We start from the raw sequence: 20,293 nt of genomic DNA on the forward strand, positions 1-20,293 counted from the left end.
ATGGTTAAACCTGGCTATCAGCGTCCCAGCACAATGTCGGCAAGGTGGGCGAAGTGGTGGATTTCGTGTGTGGCATCGCACTCGCCCGCTTGCCGCGCCGGGTTGTACCAGCAGGTTGCCAGCCCCTGCGCCGCCGCCCCGGCAATATCGGTTTTCGGATTATCCCCCACCATCAGCACCCGCGCAGGATCCGGCTGCCCCATCAGGGAGAGGGTGTGCTGGAAAATAGCTGGCGCCGGCTTGGTCACCCGGATCTCGTCGGAGATCACCAGCGGCTCGAACCACTCGCTCCAGCCCAGTTTGCCGAGCCGCCCACGCTGGGGCACGCTGAAACCATTGGTGATGATCCCCATCCGCACCTTGCTGCGCAGCTGCTGCAGGGTCTCGACCACCCCTTCAAGAGGCATGCTAAGGGCAATAATTTGCTCCAGAAAGGTGTTGTTCATCGCCATGGGATCGGCGGCAACCTGCTGGGCAAAGAGGGAGAAGCGGGTCTGCTGCAACGCCGTTGCATCGATCTCGCCGTCGTTGTACTGCTGCCAGAGCCCATGGTTGAGGGCGTGGTACTGCGCCATGCTGGCGTCATCAGCCTGTACGCCATAGGTCTGCAAGGTATGCGTCAGCGCAGAGGCGACCGGAAAATCGAGCAGGGTTTCATCCAAATCGAACAGCACCCAGTCATAACTTGGTTTTTTCACAGAACTCCTTGTTATCATTCAGATTATTCAGAGGCTTGGCGACCAACTCTGCCAAGCGGGCTGGCCAGCAGATCGAGCGTGAGACGCACGCCGAAGCCGGTCACTTCGCTGGAGACCACCCCATTGCCCCCCTTGTTGCGAAAACCGCTCAGGTCGAAGTGCAGCCAGGGGGTCTGCTCGGGCACGAAGTGGGCGAGGAAACGAGCCGCATCAATGTGATCCGGCGAACTGCCCGGCGCACACTGCAACAGATCGGCCCACTCGCTTTCGATGTTGTCGTCATAATCGTCATCAAGCGGGAAGGGCCAGATCCGCTCACCGCTGCGCTGACCCAGATTGACCAGCGATGTCATCCATTCGCTGCGATTGGTAAAGACCCCGCTGTAGCGGCTACCCAGCGCCCGTTTGCAGGCCCCGGTCAGGGTCGCGTAATCGAGCAGCAGATCCGGGGTATCCTGAACCGCCATCGCCAGGGTGTCGGCCAATACCATTCGCCCTTCGGCATCGGTATCGACCACCTCGATGGAGGTGCCATTGATGGCAGTCACCACCTCGCCGGGGCGATAGGCGTGAGGGCCGATATGGTTCTCGGCAATGGCCAGCCAGCAGTGCACCTCGTAAGGCAACTGGGCTCGGCTGATAGCGTAGAGGGCCCCCAGCGCCACCGCGCTGCCCCCCATGTCCAGATGCATGCCATACATGCTGCCGGAGACCTTGAGGTTGTAACCGCCAGAGTCGTGGCAGATCCCCTTGCCCACCAACGCAATGCGGCGCACCGGCTTGGGTGGATAGTAGCTGAGCTTGACCATGGCCCCCTGATTGTCTTCCGAACCACGAGCAACAGCCAGAAACGCCCCCGCCCCCAGCTCGGCCAGCTGCGCCTGATCATAGTGATGGCACTGCCACCCCTCATCTTGCGCCAGCTTGCTGACAAACTCGCGATAGCTGGCGGCCGTCAGCTCGGAGGCAGGCAACACCGCCAGATGGCGAGCCAGCCCGTTGCCCCCCGCTTCGCTGTAAAGGCGCGCCAAGTCCAGCACCACCGCGGGTGAAACCTTGATCTGCTGATAGCTCCAGCTGCTTTCACTGCGGCGCTTGCTGGTGGGCAACGAAATATTGGCGGCAAGCAGGGCTGACAACATCACTTCGGCCAGCATCACTCGCTCGGAGGGAGAAAAACCTTCCAGATGCAGCCCGAGCCGCTCCACATTGAGCCCAGAAAGAGGAGCAATCCAGCCTCTGATCTGTTTATAGAGGCGGTGATCCCGCGTCACACTGCCGGCCACAAACACCACCTGCAACAGGGTATTGCCATGCATCAGGGTAAAGGGCGCTTTTTTCCCCAGCGCCAGCTGGGTCTGGAGATCCGCAAGGGCGGGCAGCGAAAGCAAGGACTCCTTCTGCTCTTCGGCGATCAGCAGCAGTTGCAACGGCAGCCCTTGGGCAAGGGCTTCGGCCAGCATGGCATCCCGGCTTTCAATAGCAGGAGGAAGATAGGTGAAGGGAGTGATCACAGGCGCGTGCCTCATCCATGAAGAGATACCTGATGATACCCAACAAATGGTTGATACGACCAGTTTTGGTCTTGAAAAAGCGTCAGAAATAGCAGCAATCACCAGATGGTGACGAGCATCAAGAAGGATTGTTCAATGATTGGCAATGCAGGAAGGGAACGTACAGAAAGTTGGTTGCGGGGGCCGGATTTGAACCGACGACCTTCGGGTTATGAGCCCGACGAGCTACCGAGCTGCTCCACCCCGCGTCCGAATTGTCACCCCCAAGCCGAGCAGTAGCTTGGTGGCGTTTGTCTGCCTTCGATTGTTTACGCAATCGCAGGCTGACGAAAGAGTTGGTTGCGGGGGCCGGATTTGAACCGACGACCTTCGGGTTATGAGCCCGACGAGCTACCGAGCTGCTCCACCCCGCGTCCGAATTGTCACCCCCAAGCCGAGCAGTAGCTTGGTGGCGTTTGTCTGCCTTCGATTGTTTACGCAATCGCAGGCTGACGAAAGAGTTGGTTGCGGGGGCCGGATTTGAACCGACGACCTTCGGGTTATGAGCCCGACGAGCTACCGAGCTGCTCCACCCCGCGTCCGAATTGTCACCCTCAAGCCGAGCAGTAGCTTGGTGGCGTTTGTCTGCTTTCGACTGTTTACACAATCACAAGCTGACGAAAGAGTTGGTTGCGGGGGCCGGATTTGAACCGACGACCTTCGGGTTATGAGCCCGACGAGCTACCGAGCTGCTCCACCCCGCGTCCGAATTGTCACCCTCAAGCCGAGCAGTAGCTTGGTGGCGTTTGTCTGCTTTCGACTGTTTACACAATCACAAGCTGACGAAAGAGTTGGTTGCGGGGGCCGGATTTGAACCGACGACCTTCGGGTTATGAGCCCGACGAGCTACCGAGCTGCTCCACCCCGCGTCCGAATTGTCACCCTCAAGCCGAGCAGTAGCTTGGTGGCGTTTGTCTGCTTTCGACTGTTTACACAATCACAAGCTGACGAAAGAGTTGGTTGCGGGGGCCGGATTTGAACCGACGACCTTCGGGTTATGAGCCCGACGAGCTACCGAGCTGCTCCACCCCGCGTCCGAATTTTTTCTCGAAGTGGCCGAGCAGTAGCCAGTTCGATTTCTCCTTTCCCACCAACCGGTTACACCGGCTTGACTGGTCAGGATCTCAGATGGTTGCGGGGGCCAGATTTGAACTGACGACCTTCGGGTTATGAGCCCGACGAGCTACCGGGCTGCTCCACCCCGCGTCTGAGGTCGCCAATAATAGGCGCCAGCGCACAGATTGCAAGTAAATATCTCAAAAAAAGTTTATTCGTAGATTAATCGGACAAATAGTGCGGTCATTAGCAGCATCATGCTGTTTTTTCAGGCAATCGAGTCCTTGCCAGGCATCCGGCACTACACTCAATAAGGTGAACACTCCTCATTTTGGGTAGGTAGAATATGCGCATCTCCGCCGGTCACTGCCGTCAGTTGGGGGCCACACCCGACAGTAACGGCGTCAACTTTGCGATCTGGGCACGCCTCGCCAGCCGGGTCGAACTGCTGCTCTTCGCAAGCGCAGACGATGCGACCCCCGAGGTGATCCCCCTCTCCCCGCGCCTTAACCGCACCGCCTACTACTGGCATATCCATGTGGAGGGGATCTCGGTCGGGCAGCGTTACGCCTATCGCATTCAGGGCCCATGGCGCCCATATGGCGGCACCCGCTTCGATGCCGAGAAGGTGTTGCTCGACCCTTACGGCCGCAGCATCGAGCTTGGCGCCAATTACGATCGATGGGCGGCGGCCCGTCCAGGCAGCAATCTGGCTTGTTGCGCCAAGAACAAGGTGGTCGATACTCGCCACTACGACTGGGAAGGAGACAAACTGCCTGCTCACTCTCTCTCCCGCTCGGTGATCTACGAACTGCATCTGGGGGGCTTTACCAAGTCCCCGAGCTCCGGGGTCGATCCGGCGCTACGTGGCACCTATCTCGGGCTGATTGAGAAGATCCCCTATCTGCAATCTCTCGGCGTCACCGCCGTCGAGCTGCTGCCGGTGTTCCAGTTCGATCCTCAGGATGCGCCCAAAGGACTCTCCAACTACTGGGGTTACAGCCCCATGTCCTTTTTCGCCCCCCACGCCCAATACGCCTGCGGCGATGATCCGCTGACCGAATTTCGCGACATGGTCAAGGCGCTGCACAAGGCCAATATCGAGGTGATCCTGGACGTGGTTTACAACCACACCGCCGAAGGGGGTGATGATGGCCCCACCTTCTCGTTTCGCGGCATCGACAACGAGGCCTACTACATCCTCGACAACAACCAGAAGGACACCAACTATTCGGGCTGCGGCAACACCTTCAACGGCGCCCATCCGGTGGTGCTGCGGATGATCATGGACAGCCTCCACTTCTGGCGTCAGGAGATGCACGTCGATGGCTTCCGGTTTGATCTGGCGGCCATTTTGTCGCGGGATGAATCGGGCCAGCCGCAGGCCAACGCCCCCACCCTGCGTACCATAGACACCGACCCCAACATCGCCGACATCAAGCTGATTGCCGAAGCCTGGGATGCGGGGGGGCTCTATCAGGTGGGGTCACTCGCCGGCGCACGCTGGCGTGAATGGAACGGTCAGTTCCGCGACGATGTGCGCCGTTTTCTGAGGGGGGACGATAACAGCGTGACCGCCTTTGTCGAGCGACTCTGCGGCAGCCCCGATATCTACCACTATCACCATGCCGACCCCGAGAAGAGCATCAACTTCGTCACCTGCCATGACGGCTTTACCCTGTGGGACTGGGCCAGCTACAACCACAAGCACAACGAAGCCAACGGCGAGCAGAACCGCGATGGCTGTGATCACAACTTCAGCTGGAACCACGGCCACGAAGGGGTAACGGAAGACCCCCAGATCAACGCCCTGCGGATGCGTCAGGCCAAGAACATGATGGTGGCCACCCTGCTCTCGGTGGGCTCCCCCATGCTGCTGATGGGCGATGAACTGCTGCGCACCCAGCATGGCAACAACAATGGCTACTGTCAGGACAACCCCACCTGCTGGATGGATTGGCAACCCAACGCCCGCAGTCAGGAGATGTTCCGCTTTATGAAGGAGCTGATCCAATACCGCAAACACCTGTTCCAGCGCCCGGAGCAGGAGAGCATGCCGCTATCGCTCACCGAGATCCTGCGCCACAGCGAGATCTGCTGGCACGGGGTCAACGCCGGACAACCGGATTTCAGCCCCCACTCCCACGCCATCGCCATGTCGGCGCTGTCGAGCGAAACCAAGCTGGCGCTCTATGTGCTGTTCAACGCCTACTGGGAGCCCCTCACCTTCAACCTGCCGAGCCCGCCAAAGGGGGTCGGCGGCTACTGGCGACGGATCCTCGATACCGCCCTCCCCTCGCCGCAGGATATCTGCACCTTCGGCATGCCGCTGGAGGGACTGACCCGGGAGTATCTCGCCCAGCCGCGCAGCAGTTGCCTCTTTATCTGCGGGGCCGACGATTTCTATTGATCGATTGCTGTGAATTAATAGCAGCGATACCTGCAAACCAGATATGCAAAAGCCCCGAGCCAAGGCTCGGGGCTTTCTCTTTTCAGCGCCAGTGTCAGATCAGCTGGTGCAACACGCTGGTAGCGGCAATCTGGGCAATCAGCAGGCCACACAGGGAGGTGGAGACCACCACAGGCGCGGTATCACGCTGCAAGTAGAGCGGGCTGAACCAGAGCAGCAGAGAGGCCACCAGCAACGCTGCCTGGGTCACCACCGCCGGGATCAGGGCATCGAGATTGGCCTCACCCCCTTGCCAGCCCACCAGCACTGCCAGCCAGACAAGGCTGGCCATCGCCCCCACCAGACCGGCCAGCGGCAACAGGGTGTTGAATGCCTTGAGACGATGACGGGCCCGCAGCAGCATCAGATGGGCAAAGGCCGCCCCCAGCATCGCCATCTGCAGCAGACCGCTCACCCAGCCCTGCAGTTGCAGCAGCCCGATGCCATAGAGAGCGAGCGGCAACGCCGGTAGCCAAAGCAGTGTCGAGGGGACTGAACGCTTGCCCTCCAGCCGTGACTGTGCCAGCGACAAGCCAACCCCGAGCACCAGTGCAGCCCCACCACTCCAGATGAGCCAGCTGGCCGCCTTGGCCTCGACCGCCAGCATCGGAAAGCGCGGTAATGACCCAGATGGAGAAGAGCTGCTGACTGATGCGCGAGCGCTGGCCAGGGCAGATATCACCGCGCCACAGCACGATGCCGAGGGCGATCAGGGCGCCAAGCGCCATCAATCCGGTGAGAGGAAAGAGCCAAAAAGGGAGTTGGACGAACACGACGCCTCCAGCAGTAAAGATTCGAGGTGCGCCACCGGGGCGCCAGAGAGGGGCGAGTATACCCAAACCGAGGGCTATCCCCAATCGCGACAAACAATCGTGGGCAAACAATCAGGGGCAATTTGCCGCCAGCAGGGCCCACCTTGAAGAGTGCCCTGCTGGCAGCCATATCCATATTGACGGGATGCAGCGCTGGCGTTAGCCCTGACCGCGGGCCAGCGCCACCACCCGGGCAAACATCTGGCGGATCACCGGCGGAATATGTTCGGCGCCGAGCCGCTCCGCCTCTTCCACCACCGCCAGCGCCATTCCCGGCTTGCTGCGGTGATGGATAGCCTTGTTGATGATGTGACTGGCACTCCACATGGCGCGCCCGCCCACCCCGGCCTCGCGGCGAAACACAGCTTCGAAACCGTTGTGATAGAGGTAGTGCTCGATGTCGGCGGCAGGGAGCTGGGTCAGTCGGTCCCGCTCCCGCTCTCCCTTGAGCTGGCCACGGGCCGAGGTGGCATACTTGAGCCCCGCCTCGTCACCATCGGTCAGCAGGTGCCACTCGATGCCAAAATCCCGCGCCACCTTGATGAGCGGCGACTGGCCGCACTGGGCAAACTCGATGATCCGCACCCCCTCGGCCCGCAGACTGTAACCGCAGATCTGCGCCAGCTCGGAGAGCAGCCAGATCTCGGTCTCCCCCTCCACCAGCAGCCAGCAACGGGCAAACAGCGACATGGGGCGGTTGATCCGCACATGGAAGGCGATCTTGCGCAGATCGTCGCTGCTGTAGCGCTCGCCCCCCAGCTGGTGACAGAGGATATCCTGCTGACGGCGCACCAGCCGCCGCACCTGATTGAGCGGCAGGGAGGAGAGCAAGTCCCCCGAGTTGGTGGTGAGCAGCTTCTGGCCCGGCAGTTGTTCCAGCAGCCCCCACGCCAGCGCCAGCATGGTCGGGTGCAGCCGGCTCTCCGGGTCCTCCAGGATCATGATGGGACGGGCCCCCTCCTCCAGCTCGCGGTTGCCCCGCGCCTGCAACAAGGTAGCCGCCATCCCCGCCATCGCCAGCTGCAGCGCGCGGTTATCGGCGCGGCGCAGCAGGGTATGCAGGTTGCCAGGATTGCGCAATGTCATGGGGCGATTGATGATGTCGCGCTGACTGCGCGGCTTGTTCTTGATGGGGGCCAGAGCGTTGAAGTAGTGATCCATCAGCTGGCGCACCGCCTGCAACGCCTCTTTGAGCTCCGGTTCGCCGATCCGCTGGGGTTCGTCGATCAGCTTGTCCGCCAGCTCGCTCAGGCGATGCTCGGAGAGATCTCCCCACTGCAATGTCTCCACCCCGTTGCGAGCGGTACGGGCGTCCCGCAGCCGGAACACCGGGTTCATGGTGATCAGCATGCAGACCAGCTCGTGGGTGTTGGCGATGGGCAGGCTCTTGCCTACCCCGTCGAGAAAGTCGTGAATGGTGAGCACAGAGCCATCCGCCTGCAGCTCGGCGCTGGCGCGATAGTGAATGCGGTGGAATTTGTCCTTGTGCAGCACCCAGGAGGGGCAAAGACGGGCCAGCCGACGGGAGTGCTGACACATCTGGGGTCTGTGCTCACTGAAGGTGAGCACCAGTTGCAAGTGGCGCGCCGGGGCCAATTCGGGATCTTCCGGTTGGTGAAAATCCTCGGCGGTGAACTGATAGGGCTCGGCATCCTGCCCCAGCAGACACCAGAGGGCGCGCAGCAGGCTCGATTTACCCCAGGTATTCTCGCCGATCAGCACTGTGGTGTGATCCAGCCCGAGCGACAGGCGATTTATACCGCGAAAACCTTTGACTTCAATACGTTCCAGAAACATCCAGCCATGTCCACATCATTGTGATGGGGCAATAGTGGCAAAGTTACCGGAAAAATCCTATCGCAGGCGGGGCTTTTTCAACGTGAACTGTGAGGCACTGCAGGTTCGGGAGGGGTAACAACAGCGGTGCGATCTTGCGGGGCATTCCAGTGGCTGAACCAGAGATGACGGGTACGGATTTGACGTTTGCGATAATTCAATGGGCATTCCTTTCAATGGATAAGTGGTAGAGAGTACACCTCTTTTGTCCAAAGTCTCAGGGTTATCTGTGACGAGAAGATGACAATTGCGCCCGCCACTGCCCCGGCGTCAAACCAAACGCCTCGCGAAAACGATTGCCGAAATGGGCCTGGGAAGAGAAGCCACACTGACTGGCGATACTGGCCAGCGGCTCGGGGCCGGCCAACAGCTGCTTGGCCCGTTTGAGCCGCAGCCCCAGCAGATAGCGGTGGGGCGGGCAGCCGAGACTCTGGCCGAACATGCGGGCAAAGTGATACTCGCTCAGCCCCGCCTGCTGGGCCAGCTCTGTCAGCGTGACCGAATCGGCCAGATGGGCCTGCAGATACTCCTGCACCCGCTTGATCACCACCGGCGCCAGCCCGCCGCGCAGAGGCGGCAGACCGGGAGCCTCCTCGGTGTGGTGGCGATAGGCGTGGAGGATCAACATCCAGGCGCCGTGGGAGAGCGCCAACCGATCGACCCCGTGCTGCCACTCCAGCTGCATCAACTGGCGCTGCACCAGCGAAGCCGCCTGCGGATCGTCGATAAAGGTCTTGTCCACCAGTTGCAGGTGGCGCCCCTCCTTGTCACACACCTCCTCGGCGATACGGGTGAGGTGAGCCGGGGTGAAGTAGAGATGAAAGAATCGGAACTCTTCGCGCACCAGCCACTCGGATCTGTGGTGATCCGGCATGATGCACACCTTGCCGGTGCCGCCGTGGCCACCCGGCCCGTCGAGTCGCTCGGTCTGCTCGCCTCCTTGCAGATAGACGCTCAGGGTGTGGTGGCCCGGCTTGTGATAGCGGGTCTGGTCATAGCAATTGCGCCAACTGGCCACCCCGAGCCCGGGTTCGAGCCAGCAAGCGTCCTCCAGCCGGGCGCCGGTGCTGACCAGTGCATCAAATACCCCTGCTGTTTTCATTCGCCCCTGCCACCTGTTCCGGTTATGTGTACGGGTTATCCCGCTGCCATCCATCTTACCGACCGCGCCCGCAGATGACAGCGCAGGGCGATGAAAAACCGCAAGATGGTGCAATCCAGCCATCAGGGCTCGCCCCATAGTGGGTCATCTCTCCCTGACTCACCGGAACTGTGATGAATCTGATGCTCTATCTTGCCACCGTGCTTATCTGGGGCAGCACCTGGATTGCCATCGCCTGGCAACTTGGCCCCATCCCCATCGAGGTGTCGGTGCTCTATCGCTTCCTGCTGGCAGCGGTGGCACTGTTTGCCCTGCTTACCGCCAGCGGCCGCTTTCCACGCCTGCCGTGGCACGGCCAGCGCTATGCCGCACTGCTCGGTGCCCTGCTCTTTTCCACCAACTTTCTCTGCTTTTACCACGCCACCCGCTATATCCCGAGCGGCATGTCGGCAGTGATCTTTGCCAGTGCCAGCATCTTCAACGGCCTCAACCTCTGGCTGTTCGAGCGCAAGCGCCCCACCCTGCGCTGGTTGCAAGGCTCCTTGCTGGGGCTCTTTGGCACCCTGTTACTGTTCTGGCCGGTGCTGGCGGATGCGCAACTGGGTGCAAACGGCTGGAAGGGGCTGCTGCTCGCCTGCGGCGGCACCCTCTGCTTTTCGCTGGGCAATCTGGTCTCGGCCCGGGGCCAACGCCACGGCTACCACGTACTGCAACTGGTGCCCTGGGGCATGGTTTACGGCGTGGTGCTGTTGCTGGGCTGGGTCATATTGCTCGGGCAGCAACTGGTGGTGCCGACCGATGGCCACTATCTGGCGGCCATGGTCTATCTCGCCCTGTTTGGATCGGTAATCGCTTTTACCGCCTACCTGACCCTGGTTGGGCGCATCGGTGCCAGCAAGGCCTCCTACGCGACCGTGCTCTTTCCGCTGGTGGCGCTTACCCTCTCCACCTTCTACGAAGGTTTTGTCTGGCAGCCGGTCTCGGTGGCCGGAGTGGTGATCAGCCTCATCGGCAATCTGGTGATCTTCGCGCCACCCTTGAGCGAGTGGCGCATTCGACCGGCCAAGGCAGCAAACGCCCCTTGCTCCTGAGCCAGTCAGCCCCTAAGGTAGCGCTGATCAATCTGTGACGATCCTGATGGCGATAAACAAGGGGGCGAGATGTTACTGGAAGGGCTGGAGACGCTGAGCCTGCTGGCAAGTGAAGGAACCATGGCCAAGGTGGCCAGTCGCCTCTACATCAGCCAGTCGGCGGTGAGCAAGCGGATTGCCCAGCTGGAGCAGCGCCTCGGCAAGAAGCTGATCGAGCCGGAGGGGCGCCAGATCCGCCTCACCCCGCAGGCCAAGGAGCTGCTGGAACGAGTGGCCCCGAGTCTGGCCGAAATGAAGGGGGTGCTTGCCGATAGTCAGGATCTGGCGGATCAGAGCCCCCTCCCCATCGCCTGCTCCGAAACCCTGCTGGCGGGTTATCTCGCCCACTTTATGCGTGACTATCTGGAGCGCGATCCCCACCTTGCCCTCTCTACCCACCACACCCCGGTCATTCTGGCGCGGGTGCGCAGCGGTGATGCCCTGCTCGGCATCTGCGCCGGTCGGCTCCCACCCGGCCATGGCCTCGGCGCCGATCTGCTGCTTGAGGAGCCCTTTTATCTGGTGGGCGAAACGCAGCAGAGCCTGCCACCAGCCAGCGCAGAAAGCAGGCGCAAGATCCTTACCATGGATCTGGAGAACCCCTCCAACCGCTACCTGCGCGAACCGCTGGCAGATATGGGATTGGAGCCCACCATGGAGCTCGACTCCTATCTGGCGCTCATCGAACTGGCCAAGGCAGGCATTGGCCCTGTACTGCTCCCCGCTGGCCTGCTGGGGCTGGTGGGCGAACAGGGGGAGATGGCCCGCCCACTGCCCGGACTGGGCCGTCCCCTGCATCTGGTCTACCGACCAAACAGCCTAAAGCGCGAGCGGATCGCCAGGCTGGTGAGCGCCCTGCACCAACACTTTCGCCACTGCAGCGACACACCGCGCTAGCGCTGTAAAACACCAGATATGACAACGGGGCCCGAGGGCCCCATTAACAATTGCGATGCGGCAAGCAAGGCGCACATCAGATCCAGGCAAACAGCTCCGGATACTGGCTCCACACCAGCTTGGCGGACATCAGCAAGGAGACGGTCACCAGTAGCGGCTTGATCAGCTTCACCCCTTTTTTCAGCACCATCTTGGAGCCAAAGCGGGCGCCGATAAACTGCCCCAACGCCATGCAAAAACCGACACTCCACACCACCTTGCCACCAAGAGCAAAGAACAGCAGGGAAGCGATATTCGAGGTGAAGTTGAGCAGCTTGGTGTGGGCGGTGGCGCGCGCCATGCCAAAGCCTGCCAGCGCCACGAAACCGATGGCAAAGAATGAACCGGTCCCCGGCCCGAAGAAGCCGTCATAGAAGCCGACCCCGCCCCCCACCAGCAGCGCAAACAGCATGGGAGTCAGACGGCGGGAGCTCTCGGCATCGCTTACCCGCGGTGAGAAGTAGAAGTAGCAGGCAAAGGCCATCAGCAGGAAAGGGAGCAGGCGCTCGAGAATGGCGGCATCTATGGTCTGCACCGCCAGCGTGCCGATGGCCGCACCGATAAAGGTGCAGATCACCGCAGGCCAGATCATGGCCCACTCCAGCAGCCCCTTGCGGGCATAGAACCAGGTGGCGGAGAAGGAGCCAAAACTGCTCTGCAGCTTGTTGGTGCCAAGCACCAGCGCGGGGGGCATGCCGGTGGCCAGCAGTGCAGGCACCGTCAACAGGCCGCCGCCACCGGCGATGGCATCGATAAAGCCGGCGACAAGCGCTACACCGAACAGGGCAAACAGAGTAACCAGTTCCAATTCCATCCATAGACCTCACGAGAGTGGGTTGCCCGAAGGGTCGAGCAACCGGAGATAACCAAAACGACGTTGTGCGGGGGGCTGCACAGGCTGTCCGCTATCCTAACGGGCCACTGCCCATGAATCTAACGAAACAGTGGCAGCCAATTGATTCCTGATTTTCATTTATTTGAGCTCAGAGGGCCCGTTAGCAAGCCGGTGAAGCGACGTTCGCTTCCTTGATGGCCGCCAGCGCCTCACAGAGATGATCCTCATCGGCACTGGGGAAACGGCTGACCCGACCGGCCATGTAGCGGCTGCTGAACAAGTTGAACCAGTGCTGCAGTGCCTGCCCCGCCTTGAGCTCCCCCGCCACTTCCAGCACGCAGGCCGCCACTTCGGCGGTGCAGAGGTGCTCATCGCAGTTGGCGACCCGCATACCGTAGGTGGAGAGCGTATCGGGTTTGATGGCGAGCACCGGATAACCGTCCAGATAGGGGCTCTTGTTGAACATCTTGCGCGCCTCCGGCCAGGTGCCATCAAGCAGGATAAAGAGCGGTTTTTTACCCGGTGCCAACGTCACCTCGCCGGTCAGGCGGGCAGGCGCCTTCTCGCAAGCGGGAAAGACTACATAGGGCTGCCAGGCGGGATCGGCCAGCAGGGCCAGCAGCTCGGGATGGGGCTGGGTGCGCGACCAGAGAAACGCCCAGGTGGAATCCGGCAACACATCGGCGATCAGGCGACCGGTGTTGGAGGGCTTCATCGGCTCGCTGTCATACATCAGCAGGCAGAAACCGGCCTCCGCTTTGAGCTCGGGGCGCCACTCGCAGGCACACCAATCCTCGCGCAGCTGACAGGCCGGACAGCGGGCCAGGGTGCCGCCACGGGCAAGAAACGGTCGGGTAGAGATACTCTTGCGCCAGGCCCGCAGGCGGTTGACGGCGTGATCAGGAACAGGCTTCATCTAGGTTCACAACTGGAGTCAAAACAGGAACGGCAGCGGTGCCAACATGTCACGGCGCCATAGGGCGCGATAACAGGGGGCTGCCGGAAAAGCGCAAGATTGTACCGAGTTACGCGCTGGCGGAACAGCAATCCCTGCCCCTTTCGCCAGATGCAGTGCCCACTCCTCTTGCCTTACGACTCCTGACAGCTGCGCAGCAGCTCCAGCAACAGGCTGCCATCGCGCAGTGCCTTGTGCACCTGCACCGAAGTGGGCTTGGTGGGATCTTCGTAGAAGTGGGTGGATTCAATCTGCAGCCGCACCAGATATTCGGCGGGCAACTGGCTGGCCAGCGACTGGTGCAGCATGGGGAACAGCAGCCGATCGGCACGGGTGATCTCGCCCCCGAGCAGCAGCTTGCCCGGATTGAGCAGGCAGATGAGATTGGAGAGTACCTTGGAGAGACGACCCGCCGCCTGATGGAGAATATCCTGACAGAGGCTGTTGCCTGCCAGCGCCAGCTCGCACAGCTCGCGGATGGTGACGCTCTCGGGCAAGTCGTGCTCCTGCATCCGCTCGCGCAGATCCCGGTATTGCGCCTCCAGCGCCTGATTGGTCACCAGGGTGCAGGCACAACCAAAACCGCCGCAGTAGCAGCGCTGGCCATAGGGCTCGAGCTGCAGGTGGCTGAGATCTCCGAGCAGCGCATTCTCGCTCTCGATAAGCTGGCCATTGACCACCATGCCGACCCCGATGTCGTTGTGCACGAACACCAGTACCGCATCGGCGCAATTTTTGGCAGCCCCCCACTCCCGCTCAGCCTGGATCCAGGTGCGCACGTCACCGCTTACCAGCACAGGTACCGAGAACGCCTGTTGCAGTGTCGGGCCAAGGGGCCAGTTGCGCAGATCGTAGAAGGGGAAGTGCTTGACCATGCCGGAGTGGCGCTCTACCTGACCCGGCAGACAGAGGGCGATACAGGCCAGATTGAGGGACTTTCTTGGCAAAAACACCTTGATGGCGTGCACCAGACTGCCCAGCAGATCGGCGCGCTCCTCCTCGGTAAAGAGGTGGCGCTGGCGGGCCAGCGAGCGACCGGAGAAATCAAACAGCGCCATATCCACGTAGCCACGGCCAAGACGCATGGAGAGAAACTGAAAGCGGCGCTCGTTGATGCGCAGCAAGGTCTGACGACGGCCACGCCCCACCGAACTTTCACCACAGGTGACCACCAGACCCCCATCGAGCAGTTCCCTGGTGATCTTGGTGATACTGGCAGGCGAGAGGCCGGTCAGGCGGGAGAGATCGGTGCGCGACAGCTCCTTGTGCTCTTCCAGGCTGGCATAGACCAGGCCGTAGTTGAGCTGCCGGATCAAATCGATACTACCTTTCACGATCTCATTCATAGGGTATGGGGCAAAGGCTGAAAAAAAGAGGCTGGCAATTTTCACACATTATTGGTCAATCCCCAAATAAAGTGCGGCCTGAACCGGGGGTCAGGCCGCATCTTGTGGTTGCCGTCACGGACCATTACAAGATCAATAACGGAATTGCGATACCAGTTTGCGCAATTTGTCGCCGGTATTGGCCAGATCGCGGGTGGTGCTGTTGGACTCCATGGCTGCGTCGGTCAGCTCGCTGACGATCTGCTGGATCGCTACCAGGTTCTTGTTAATCTCCTCCGACACCGCATGCTGCTCTTCGGCGGCGGTAGCGATCTGGATATTCATATCGTTGATGGTACTGACCGCCATCACCATGCTGTCGAGGGAGCTGGCAATATGGCTTGCCTCCTGCACCGTCTCCTGACTGCGATCCTCGCTCGCCTGCATCACATCCACCGCCTGCTTCACCCCCCCTTGCAAGCGCTGGAGCATCTCATTGATCTCTTTGGTGCTCTGTTGGGTACGACCGGCCAGCGAACGCACTTCATCCGCCACCACCGCAAAGCCGCGCCCCTGCTCACCGGCACGGGCCGCCTCGATAGCGGCATTCAGCGCCAACAGGTTGGTCTGCTCGGCAATGCCGCGAATGACCTCCACCACCGAGCCAATCTTGGCGGTCTCTTGGGCCAACTGTGCGATGACGCCAGCAGCAGTATGCACCTCCCCCACCAGTCGGTTGATGCTGTTGATAGCCGTACTGACCACACCACGAGCTGCGTCGGACTCACGGGCGGCATCACTGGTTGCTGTCGCGGCATTGGAAGCACTGGCCGCCACCTCCTGGGCAGTGGAGCTCATCTCGGTCACCGCAGTCACCACCTGATCGGTTTCCCGGCTATGGCCATGCATCTGCTGGTCATAGTGCTCGCTCAGATGGTGCAGCTTGTCAACAGCGGTGAAGAGATGGTTACTGGTCTCGCCAACCTGACTCACCACCGACTGGATCCGCTCGACAAAGCGGTTGAAGGCGCTGGCCAGCTGGCCAATTTCATCGTCGCTCTGCACCTTGAGGCGCTGGGTGAGATCCCCGTCACCATTGGCAATATCGTTCAATGCCAGCACGGCATCAGCCAGCGGCTTGGTAACCCGATTCCCCACGATCACGGTCGCCGCCAGGGTGACACCCAGGATCAGCAAGATCACCAGCACACTGCTCTGCAGCGACTCGTGCATATTGCTTTCGCGCTCGGCGCGCAGGGCCGCCAGCTCGTTGTCGATGTCATCGATATAGAAACCGGTACCGATAACCCACTGGTATTTGTCGAGCGCAATGTTGTAGGCGAGCTTGGGAGCATCACGACCAATGGAAGGTTTGGCCGTCCAGTACTCGGCAAAGCCATCCCCCTGACGGGCCACCTTGATAATGTCCTGGATCAGCAACTTGCCCTTGGCATCCTTGTCGTTCCAGCGATTTTTTCCCTCCAGCTCGGCACGGGTAGGCAGCAATATAGTGTTGCCCTCGAAGTCATAGACAAAGAAATAGCCATCGCTGCCGTAACGCAACGGCCTGAGCAGCTCTTTGACCTTCTGACGATTTTCCGGAGAATCCGGCTGTGCATAAACGGCATCGACGGCGGTTTTGGCCATCATGATGTAACTGCTGAGCAGCGCTTTACCTCCTTGATGGCATTCTCCCTCGCCACCACCAGCTCAGACTCCAGGTCGCTCTTGGAGACCATGTAGTTACTGAGATTGACCACCAGGGCCATCAGCAGCACGGGTACTGCACCCAATAACAGGATTTTCTGTTTTAGCGTCATCTTTCACATCCTTGCAGCTGTTTTTATTGGAATTCCTTGCTTACCCATCAGTATAGGTGCTGGCAGGGCGAGCCCAGCTTTCGTTACAATTCCCTTAAACAAATCGGCCAGAACGTGAAAATCATGAATCTTTGTCCTTGCGGCTCAACCCTTTCTCTCGAATTGTGCTGTGGCTTACGTCACAGTGGCGCGGTGGCTGACACCCCGGAGCAGCTGATGCGCTCGCGCTACAGTGCTTTTGTGCTTGGTCTGGGGGAGTATCTGGTCTATAGCTGGCACCCGGCCCACCTTGGCAGCCTCACCGCCGAAGAGCTTTCACGCATCGACACCCGCTGGGATGGTCTAGAGATCATCGCCAGCCAGGGCGGCTCGGAGGATGAAACCGGGATGGTGGAGTTCAAAGCCTGGTTTCTGGAGGGGGATGAGCGCCACTGCCTCCATGAGCGCTCCCGCTTCGTGCGTTATCAGGGGCGCTGGGTCTACACCGAGGGAGAGCAGGATCCGGCGCCCCTCAAGGCGGGGCGCAACGATCCCTGCCCCTGTGGCAGCGGCAAAAAACACAAAAAGTGCTGCGGCTGACCCCTAACACACCCACCAGACTCGTCAAACAGTGACAAGGGGCATCCGATGCCCCTTTTTTGTGCCTGTTATTCGCCACCAGCCCACAAACCGATGCGATAACAAGCGTGACAAATGTCACACAATGCTCATTAACGCGCGAGCAAATGAGCGTTTGCGAGCGCAAATTTGGCCCATATCAAACATTTCCACTCAGAAGTAGGCCACACTGGCCTCATCTGGAAGAGATGAGACGGGCAACAATGAAAAGAATAACTACACAAGTCGTCATCATAGGCGGCGGTGCCACAGGGGCCGGCATCATGCGCGATTGCGCACTGCGCGGCATCGACTGCATCCTGCTCGAGCGCGATGATATCGCCGCCGGCACCACCGGCCGCAACCACGGCCTGCTCCATTCCGGTGCCCGCTACGCGGTGACGGATCAGGAGTCCGCCCGCGAATGCATCCAGGAAAACCGCATCCTCAAGCGGATTGCCAGCCACTGTGTCGAAGACACGGGCGGCCTCTTCCTCACCCTGCCGGAAGATGACATCAATTTCCAAACCACCTTTATGGATGCCTGCGCCCTGGCCGGTATCGAAACCCGCCAGCTCGATCCCGGTGAAGCCCTGCGCATGGAGCCCAACGCCAACCCGGCGATGATCGGCGCCATCCATGTGCCGGACGGCACGGTCGACCCGTTCCGCCTCGCCGCCGCCAACGTGCTGGACGCCAAAGAGCATGGCGCCCGTATCTTCACCCACAGCAAGGTGCTGGGACTGCTGCGCACGCAAGATCGGGTGTACGGGGTCAAGGCCATCAACACCCGCACCGGCGAAGCGTTCGAGGTAGAGTGTCAGGAGGTGATCAACGCCGCCGGCATCTGGGGCCAGCAAATTTGCGAATACGCCGATCTCGGCATCCGCATGTTCCCGGCCAAGGGCTCCCTGCTCATCATGGATTACCGCATCAACCAGTTGGTGCTCAACCGCGCCCGCAAACCGGCGGATGCGGACATTCTGGTGCCAGGCGATACCATCTCCCTCATCGGCACCACCTCCAGTCGCATTGATTACAACAAGATTGACCAGCTCACCGTCGAACCGGAAGAGGTGGAAGTGCTGCTGCGCGAAGGTATCAAGCTTGCTCCCATCATGGCGCGCACCCGCCTGTTGCGCGCCTACGCCGGGGTGCGCCCGCTGGTGGCGGTGGACGGTGACGACACCGGCCGCAACATCAGCCGCGGTATCGTGCTGCTCGATCACGCCGAGCGGGATGGTCTCAAGGGCTTCAACACTATCACCGGCGGCAAGCTGATGACCTACCGCCTGATGGCTGAGTGGGCCACCGATCTGCTGGCCAAGAAACTCGGCAACAGCAAGCCCTGCCAGACCGCCGAACTGAGCCTGCCCGGCTCGCGGGATCCGGAAAAGGTCTCCGCCCCCGGTCTCTCGGTGCCGGTCGAAGGCTCAGCCCAATACCGCCACGGCGAGCGGGTCATCGCCTTCTTCCGTGACAATCCCAAGGCCAACGCCCTCATCTGCGAGTGCGAAATGGTCACCGCAGGCGAAATCGAATACGCCCTGCGCGAGCTGGATGTGGACAACCTCATCGATCTGCGCCGCCGCACCCGTCTGGGGATGGGGCCCTGTCAGGGCGAGCTCTGCGCCTACCGCGCCGCCGGTCTGATGCAGGAGTATGGCAAGGCTGACGGTCGTCAGGCCTGCGTCATGCTGCGCCAGTTCCTGGAGGAGCGTTACAAGGGCACCCGCCCCGTCCTGTGGGGCGATGCCCTGCGCGAGGCCGAGTTCACCTACTGGATCTACGAAGGGCTGTTTGGCCTGGGAGAATGGACGGCGCCGCAGCTGGTTGCCGATACCCCACGCGGCCCAACCAGCGAGACCACTCACAAGGAGAGCCGTCATGAAGTTTGACAATATCGTTATCGGTGGTGGTATGGCGGGACTCTCGGCCGCCCTGCGGCTGGTAGAGGCGGGCCAGAAGACCCTGCTGATGGCCTCCGGCCAGAGCGCCCTGCACTTCTCCTCCGGCTCGGTCGATCTGCTCGACAGCGAGGGAGATCCCCGCGCTGCGCTACCTGCATTTATGGCAGCCCATCCGGATCACCCCTACAGCAAAGTAGGGATGCAAAATATCGAAGCGAGCCTGGCCAATCTGCAGCGCCACTGCGCCGAGCAGGGGCTGCCGCTGGTGCACCACGAGACCAACCATGAGCGCCTGACCCCTATCGGCACTCTCAAACGTACCTGGCTCTCCCCCGATACTTGCGCCTGCGTCACCGATGCACCGATCCCGGACGTGCTACTGCTGGCCACCCTCGAGGGCTTTCGCGACTTTCATCCGGCACTGGCGGCGGCCAATCTGGCGACCCATCCGCGTTTTGCCCACTGCCGCATTCTGACTGGTGACATCCGCCTGCCCCAGCTGGCGGAATTCAGCCGCAATCCCCATGAGTTTCGCTCTGCCGACATCGCGCGCCTGTGTGACAAGCACCATCTGGTGGCCGATCTGGCCAGCGAGATCAGTCGAATGGTGCAGGAGAGCGGCGTGCCCGACTGCCGCCATATCGTGCTACCCGCCTGCCTGTCGCTGGGGCTGGTTGGCCCGCGTCTGGCGGAGCTGGAACAGCGTACCGGCTGCACCATCAAGGAGGTGGCCACCATGCCGCCGTCTCTGATCGGAATGAGAATGCAGGAGGCGCTCAAGCGCCGCTTCATGGCCCTTGGCGGCACCTTCCTCACCAGCGAGCGGGTGCTGGGCGCCCGTTACGAGGGGGATCGGGTGGTCGGCGTACACACCCAGAATGGCGATGACCAGCTGTTTGAAGCCGACAACTTCGTGCTCGCCTCCGGCAGCTTCTTCAGCCGCGGGCTGGAGTCCCGTCTGCGCGGCATTCGCGAACCCATCTTCGATGCCGATGTGCTGAGTCTGGAGGAGCGCGACGCCTGGGCCGGTCGCCGCCTGTTCGACCACCACCCCTTTATGGGGTTCGGGGTCAAGACCGACGACAAGCTCAGAGTGCTGCGCGGTGGCAAGCCGCTCACCAACCTCTACGGCGCCGGCAGCGTGCTGGCGCACTATGACCCCATCAAGGAGGGGTCAGGTTCCGGTGTCGCGGTTGCCACCGGCTGGCAGGCCGCCGGCCATATTCTGGGCGCCGCCCAATGATTTATTTGTCCCATATCCCGTGCCTTCACACCCTAC

Annotated in this window: 13 protein-coding genes, 7 tRNA genes and 2 pseudogenes; 6 read left to right on the forward strand and 16 right to left on the reverse strand. The window is 61.1% G+C overall.

Annotated elements, in window-relative coordinates:
- Window positions 1-17: 17 nt before the first annotated feature.
- From yjjG to ACTG2G_RS01200, 9 genes are all read right to left on the reverse strand, one after another.
- Entirely contained in the window at window positions 18-698 is a 681-nt protein-coding gene (yjjG, locus tag ACTG2G_RS01160) for a pyrimidine 5'-nucleotidase (RefSeq protein WP_421388106.1), read from the reverse strand.
- A gap of 23 nt (window positions 699-721) precedes the next feature.
- A complete protein-coding gene (locus ACTG2G_RS01165) occupies window positions 722-2,212 on the reverse strand; it encodes a M17 family metallopeptidase (RefSeq protein ID WP_421388109.1) in 1,491 nt (496 codons plus the stop codon).
- Between the two features lie 171 nt (window positions 2,213-2,383).
- A tRNA-Met gene (locus tag ACTG2G_RS01170) sits at window positions 2,384-2,460 on the reverse strand.
- 88 nt (window positions 2,461-2,548) lie between these two features.
- Window positions 2,549-2,625: transfer RNA gene (locus ACTG2G_RS01175), tRNA-Met, on the reverse strand.
- An 88-nt stretch (window positions 2,626-2,713) separates the two neighbouring features.
- Window positions 2,714-2,790: transfer RNA gene (locus ACTG2G_RS01180), tRNA-Met, on the reverse strand.
- 88 nt (window positions 2,791-2,878) lie between these two features.
- Window positions 2,879-2,955, reverse strand: a tRNA-Met gene (locus ACTG2G_RS01185).
- Between the two features lie 88 nt (window positions 2,956-3,043).
- Window positions 3,044-3,120 (reverse strand) — tRNA-Met (locus ACTG2G_RS01190).
- Window positions 3,121-3,208: 88 nt separating this feature from the next.
- A tRNA-Met gene (locus ACTG2G_RS01195) sits at window positions 3,209-3,285 on the reverse strand.
- Window positions 3,286-3,380: 95 nt separating this feature from the next.
- Window positions 3,381-3,457, reverse strand: a tRNA-Met gene (locus ACTG2G_RS01200).
- Window positions 3,458-3,653: 196 nt separating this feature from the next.
- Here ACTG2G_RS01200 and glgX point away from each other — a divergent pair.
- Entirely contained in the window at window positions 3,654-5,717 is a 2,064-nt protein-coding gene (gene glgX / locus ACTG2G_RS01205; RefSeq protein WP_421387597.1) for a glycogen debranching protein GlgX, read from the forward strand.
- A 94-nt stretch (window positions 5,718-5,811) separates the two neighbouring features.
- On the opposite strand, the pseudogene ACTG2G_RS01210 reads toward glgX, so the two are convergent.
- The 3 genes and pseudogenes from ACTG2G_RS01210 to ACTG2G_RS01220 all read right to left on the reverse strand — a co-directional run bounded on the left by ACTG2G_RS01210 (window position 5,812) and on the right by ACTG2G_RS01220 (window position 9,506).
- Window positions 5,812-6,529: pseudogene (locus ACTG2G_RS01210) on the reverse strand (hypothetical protein).
- Between the two features lie 198 nt (window positions 6,530-6,727).
- The gene (locus ACTG2G_RS01215) at window positions 6,728-8,365 is read right to left on the reverse strand and encodes an ATP-dependent endonuclease (protein WP_124929339.1); all 1,638 of its coding nucleotides are present in this window, start codon (window positions 8,363-8,365) and stop codon (window positions 6,728-6,730) included.
- A gap of 262 nt (window positions 8,366-8,627) precedes the next feature.
- Window positions 8,628-9,506 carry a helix-turn-helix domain-containing protein gene (locus tag ACTG2G_RS01220; RefSeq protein ID WP_106843840.1) on the reverse strand — a complete coding sequence of 293 codons (879 nt, stop codon included), beginning with the start codon at window positions 9,504-9,506 and terminating at the stop codon, window positions 8,628-8,630.
- A 173-nt stretch (window positions 9,507-9,679) separates the two neighbouring features.
- Here ACTG2G_RS01220 and ACTG2G_RS01225 point away from each other — a divergent pair, with 173 nt between their 5' ends.
- Both ACTG2G_RS01225 and ACTG2G_RS01230 read left to right on the forward strand, forming a co-directional pair.
- Window positions 9,680-10,597 (forward strand): DMT family transporter, encoded by a 918-nt coding sequence (locus tag ACTG2G_RS01225; protein WP_439985067.1) that lies wholly within the window; start codon window positions 9,680-9,682, stop codon window positions 10,595-10,597.
- A gap of 69 nt (window positions 10,598-10,666) precedes the next feature.
- The gene (locus tag ACTG2G_RS01230) at window positions 10,667-11,533 is read left to right on the forward strand and encodes a LysR family transcriptional regulator (RefSeq protein ID WP_064338079.1); all 867 of its coding nucleotides are present in this window, start codon (window positions 10,667-10,669) and stop codon (window positions 11,531-11,533) included.
- A gap of 76 nt (window positions 11,534-11,609) precedes the next feature.
- Here the strand turns inward: ACTG2G_RS01230 and ACTG2G_RS01235 are convergent, their stop codons facing one another.
- The 4 genes and pseudogenes from ACTG2G_RS01235 to ACTG2G_RS01250 all read right to left on the reverse strand — a co-directional run bounded on the left by ACTG2G_RS01235 (window position 11,610) and on the right by ACTG2G_RS01250 (window position 16,507).
- Window positions 11,610-12,386, reverse strand: a complete 777-nt coding sequence (locus ACTG2G_RS01235) for a TSUP family transporter (protein WP_005333472.1) — start codon at window positions 12,384-12,386, stop codon at window positions 11,610-11,612.
- A 181-nt stretch (window positions 12,387-12,567) separates the two neighbouring features.
- Entirely contained in the window at window positions 12,568-13,323 is a 756-nt protein-coding gene (locus ACTG2G_RS01240; RefSeq protein ID WP_139732235.1) for a tRNA-uridine aminocarboxypropyltransferase, read from the reverse strand.
- Window positions 13,324-13,496: 173 nt separating this feature from the next.
- A complete protein-coding gene (locus tag ACTG2G_RS01245; RefSeq protein WP_103251204.1) occupies window positions 13,497-14,708 on the reverse strand; it encodes an ROK family transcriptional regulator in 1,212 nt (403 codons plus the stop codon).
- A gap of 132 nt (window positions 14,709-14,840) precedes the next feature.
- Window positions 14,841-16,507 (reverse strand): annotated as a pseudogene (locus tag ACTG2G_RS01250) (methyl-accepting chemotaxis protein).
- Between the two features lie 123 nt (window positions 16,508-16,630).
- On the opposite strand from ACTG2G_RS01250, the gene ACTG2G_RS01255 reads away from it, so the two are divergent.
- The 3 genes from ACTG2G_RS01255 to glpB all read left to right on the forward strand — a co-directional run bounded on the left by ACTG2G_RS01255 (window position 16,631) and on the right by glpB (window position 20,257).
- The gene (locus tag ACTG2G_RS01255; protein WP_103251176.1) at window positions 16,631-17,086 is read left to right on the forward strand and encodes a YchJ family protein; all 456 of its coding nucleotides are present in this window, start codon (window positions 16,631-16,633) and stop codon (window positions 17,084-17,086) included.
- Between the two features lie 242 nt (window positions 17,087-17,328).
- On the forward strand, window positions 17,329-19,002 hold the full coding sequence (glpA, locus tag ACTG2G_RS01260) for an anaerobic glycerol-3-phosphate dehydrogenase subunit A (RefSeq protein WP_421387602.1): 1,674 nt from the start codon (window positions 17,329-17,331) through the stop codon (window positions 19,000-19,002).
- Window positions 18,992-20,257, forward strand: a complete 1,266-nt coding sequence (gene glpB / locus ACTG2G_RS01265) for a glycerol-3-phosphate dehydrogenase subunit GlpB (RefSeq protein WP_421387604.1) — start codon at window positions 18,992-18,994, stop codon at window positions 20,255-20,257. The genes glpA and glpB overlap by 11 nt, the downstream gene beginning before the upstream one ends.
- The last annotated feature ends 36 nt before the right edge of the window (window positions 20,258-20,293 follow it).

The sequence above is a fragment of the Aeromonas sp. 55A genome, from assembly GCF_051919665.1.
Classification (GTDB): Bacteria; Pseudomonadota; Gammaproteobacteria; order Enterobacterales; family Aeromonadaceae; genus Aeromonas; species Aeromonas veronii.

What these genes read in the sequence shown, in the direction of transcription:
- glgX (WP_421387597.1), top strand. Translation starts at nt 3,654, where the DNA reads ATGCGCATCTCCGCCGGTCACTGCCGTCAGTTGGGGGCCACACCCGAC.
- ACTG2G_RS01230 (WP_064338079.1), top strand. Translation starts at nt 10,667, where the DNA reads ATGTTACTGGAAGGGCTGGAGACGCTGAGCCTGCTGGCAAGTGAAGGA.
- glpB (WP_421387604.1), top strand. Translation starts at nt 18,992, where the DNA reads ATGAAGTTTGACAATATCGTTATCGGTGGTGGTATGGCGGGACTCTCG.
- glpA (WP_421387602.1), top strand. Translation starts at nt 17,329, where the DNA reads ATGAAAAGAATAACTACACAAGTCGTCATCATAGGCGGCGGTGCCACA.
- ACTG2G_RS01255 (WP_103251176.1), top strand. Translation starts at nt 16,631, where the DNA reads ATGAATCTTTGTCCTTGCGGCTCAACCCTTTCTCTCGAATTGTGCTGT.
- ACTG2G_RS01235 (WP_005333472.1), bottom strand. Translation starts at nt 12,386, where the DNA reads ATGGAATTGGAACTGGTTACTCTGTTTGCCCTGTTCGGTGTAGCGCTT.
- ACTG2G_RS01245 (WP_103251204.1), bottom strand. Translation starts at nt 14,708, where the DNA reads ATGAATGAGATCGTGAAAGGTAGTATCGATTTGATCCGGCAGCTCAAC.
- ACTG2G_RS01215 (WP_124929339.1), bottom strand. Translation starts at nt 8,365, where the DNA reads ATGTTTCTGGAACGTATTGAAGTCAAAGGTTTTCGCGGTATAAATCGC.
- ACTG2G_RS01225 (WP_439985067.1), top strand. Translation starts at nt 9,680, where the DNA reads ATGAATCTGATGCTCTATCTTGCCACCGTGCTTATCTGGGGCAGCACC.
- ACTG2G_RS01240 (WP_139732235.1), bottom strand. Translation starts at nt 13,323, where the DNA reads ATGAAGCCTGTTCCTGATCACGCCGTCAACCGCCTGCGGGCCTGGCGC.
- ACTG2G_RS01220 (WP_106843840.1), bottom strand. Translation starts at nt 9,506, where the DNA reads ATGAAAACAGCAGGGGTATTTGATGCACTGGTCAGCACCGGCGCCCGG.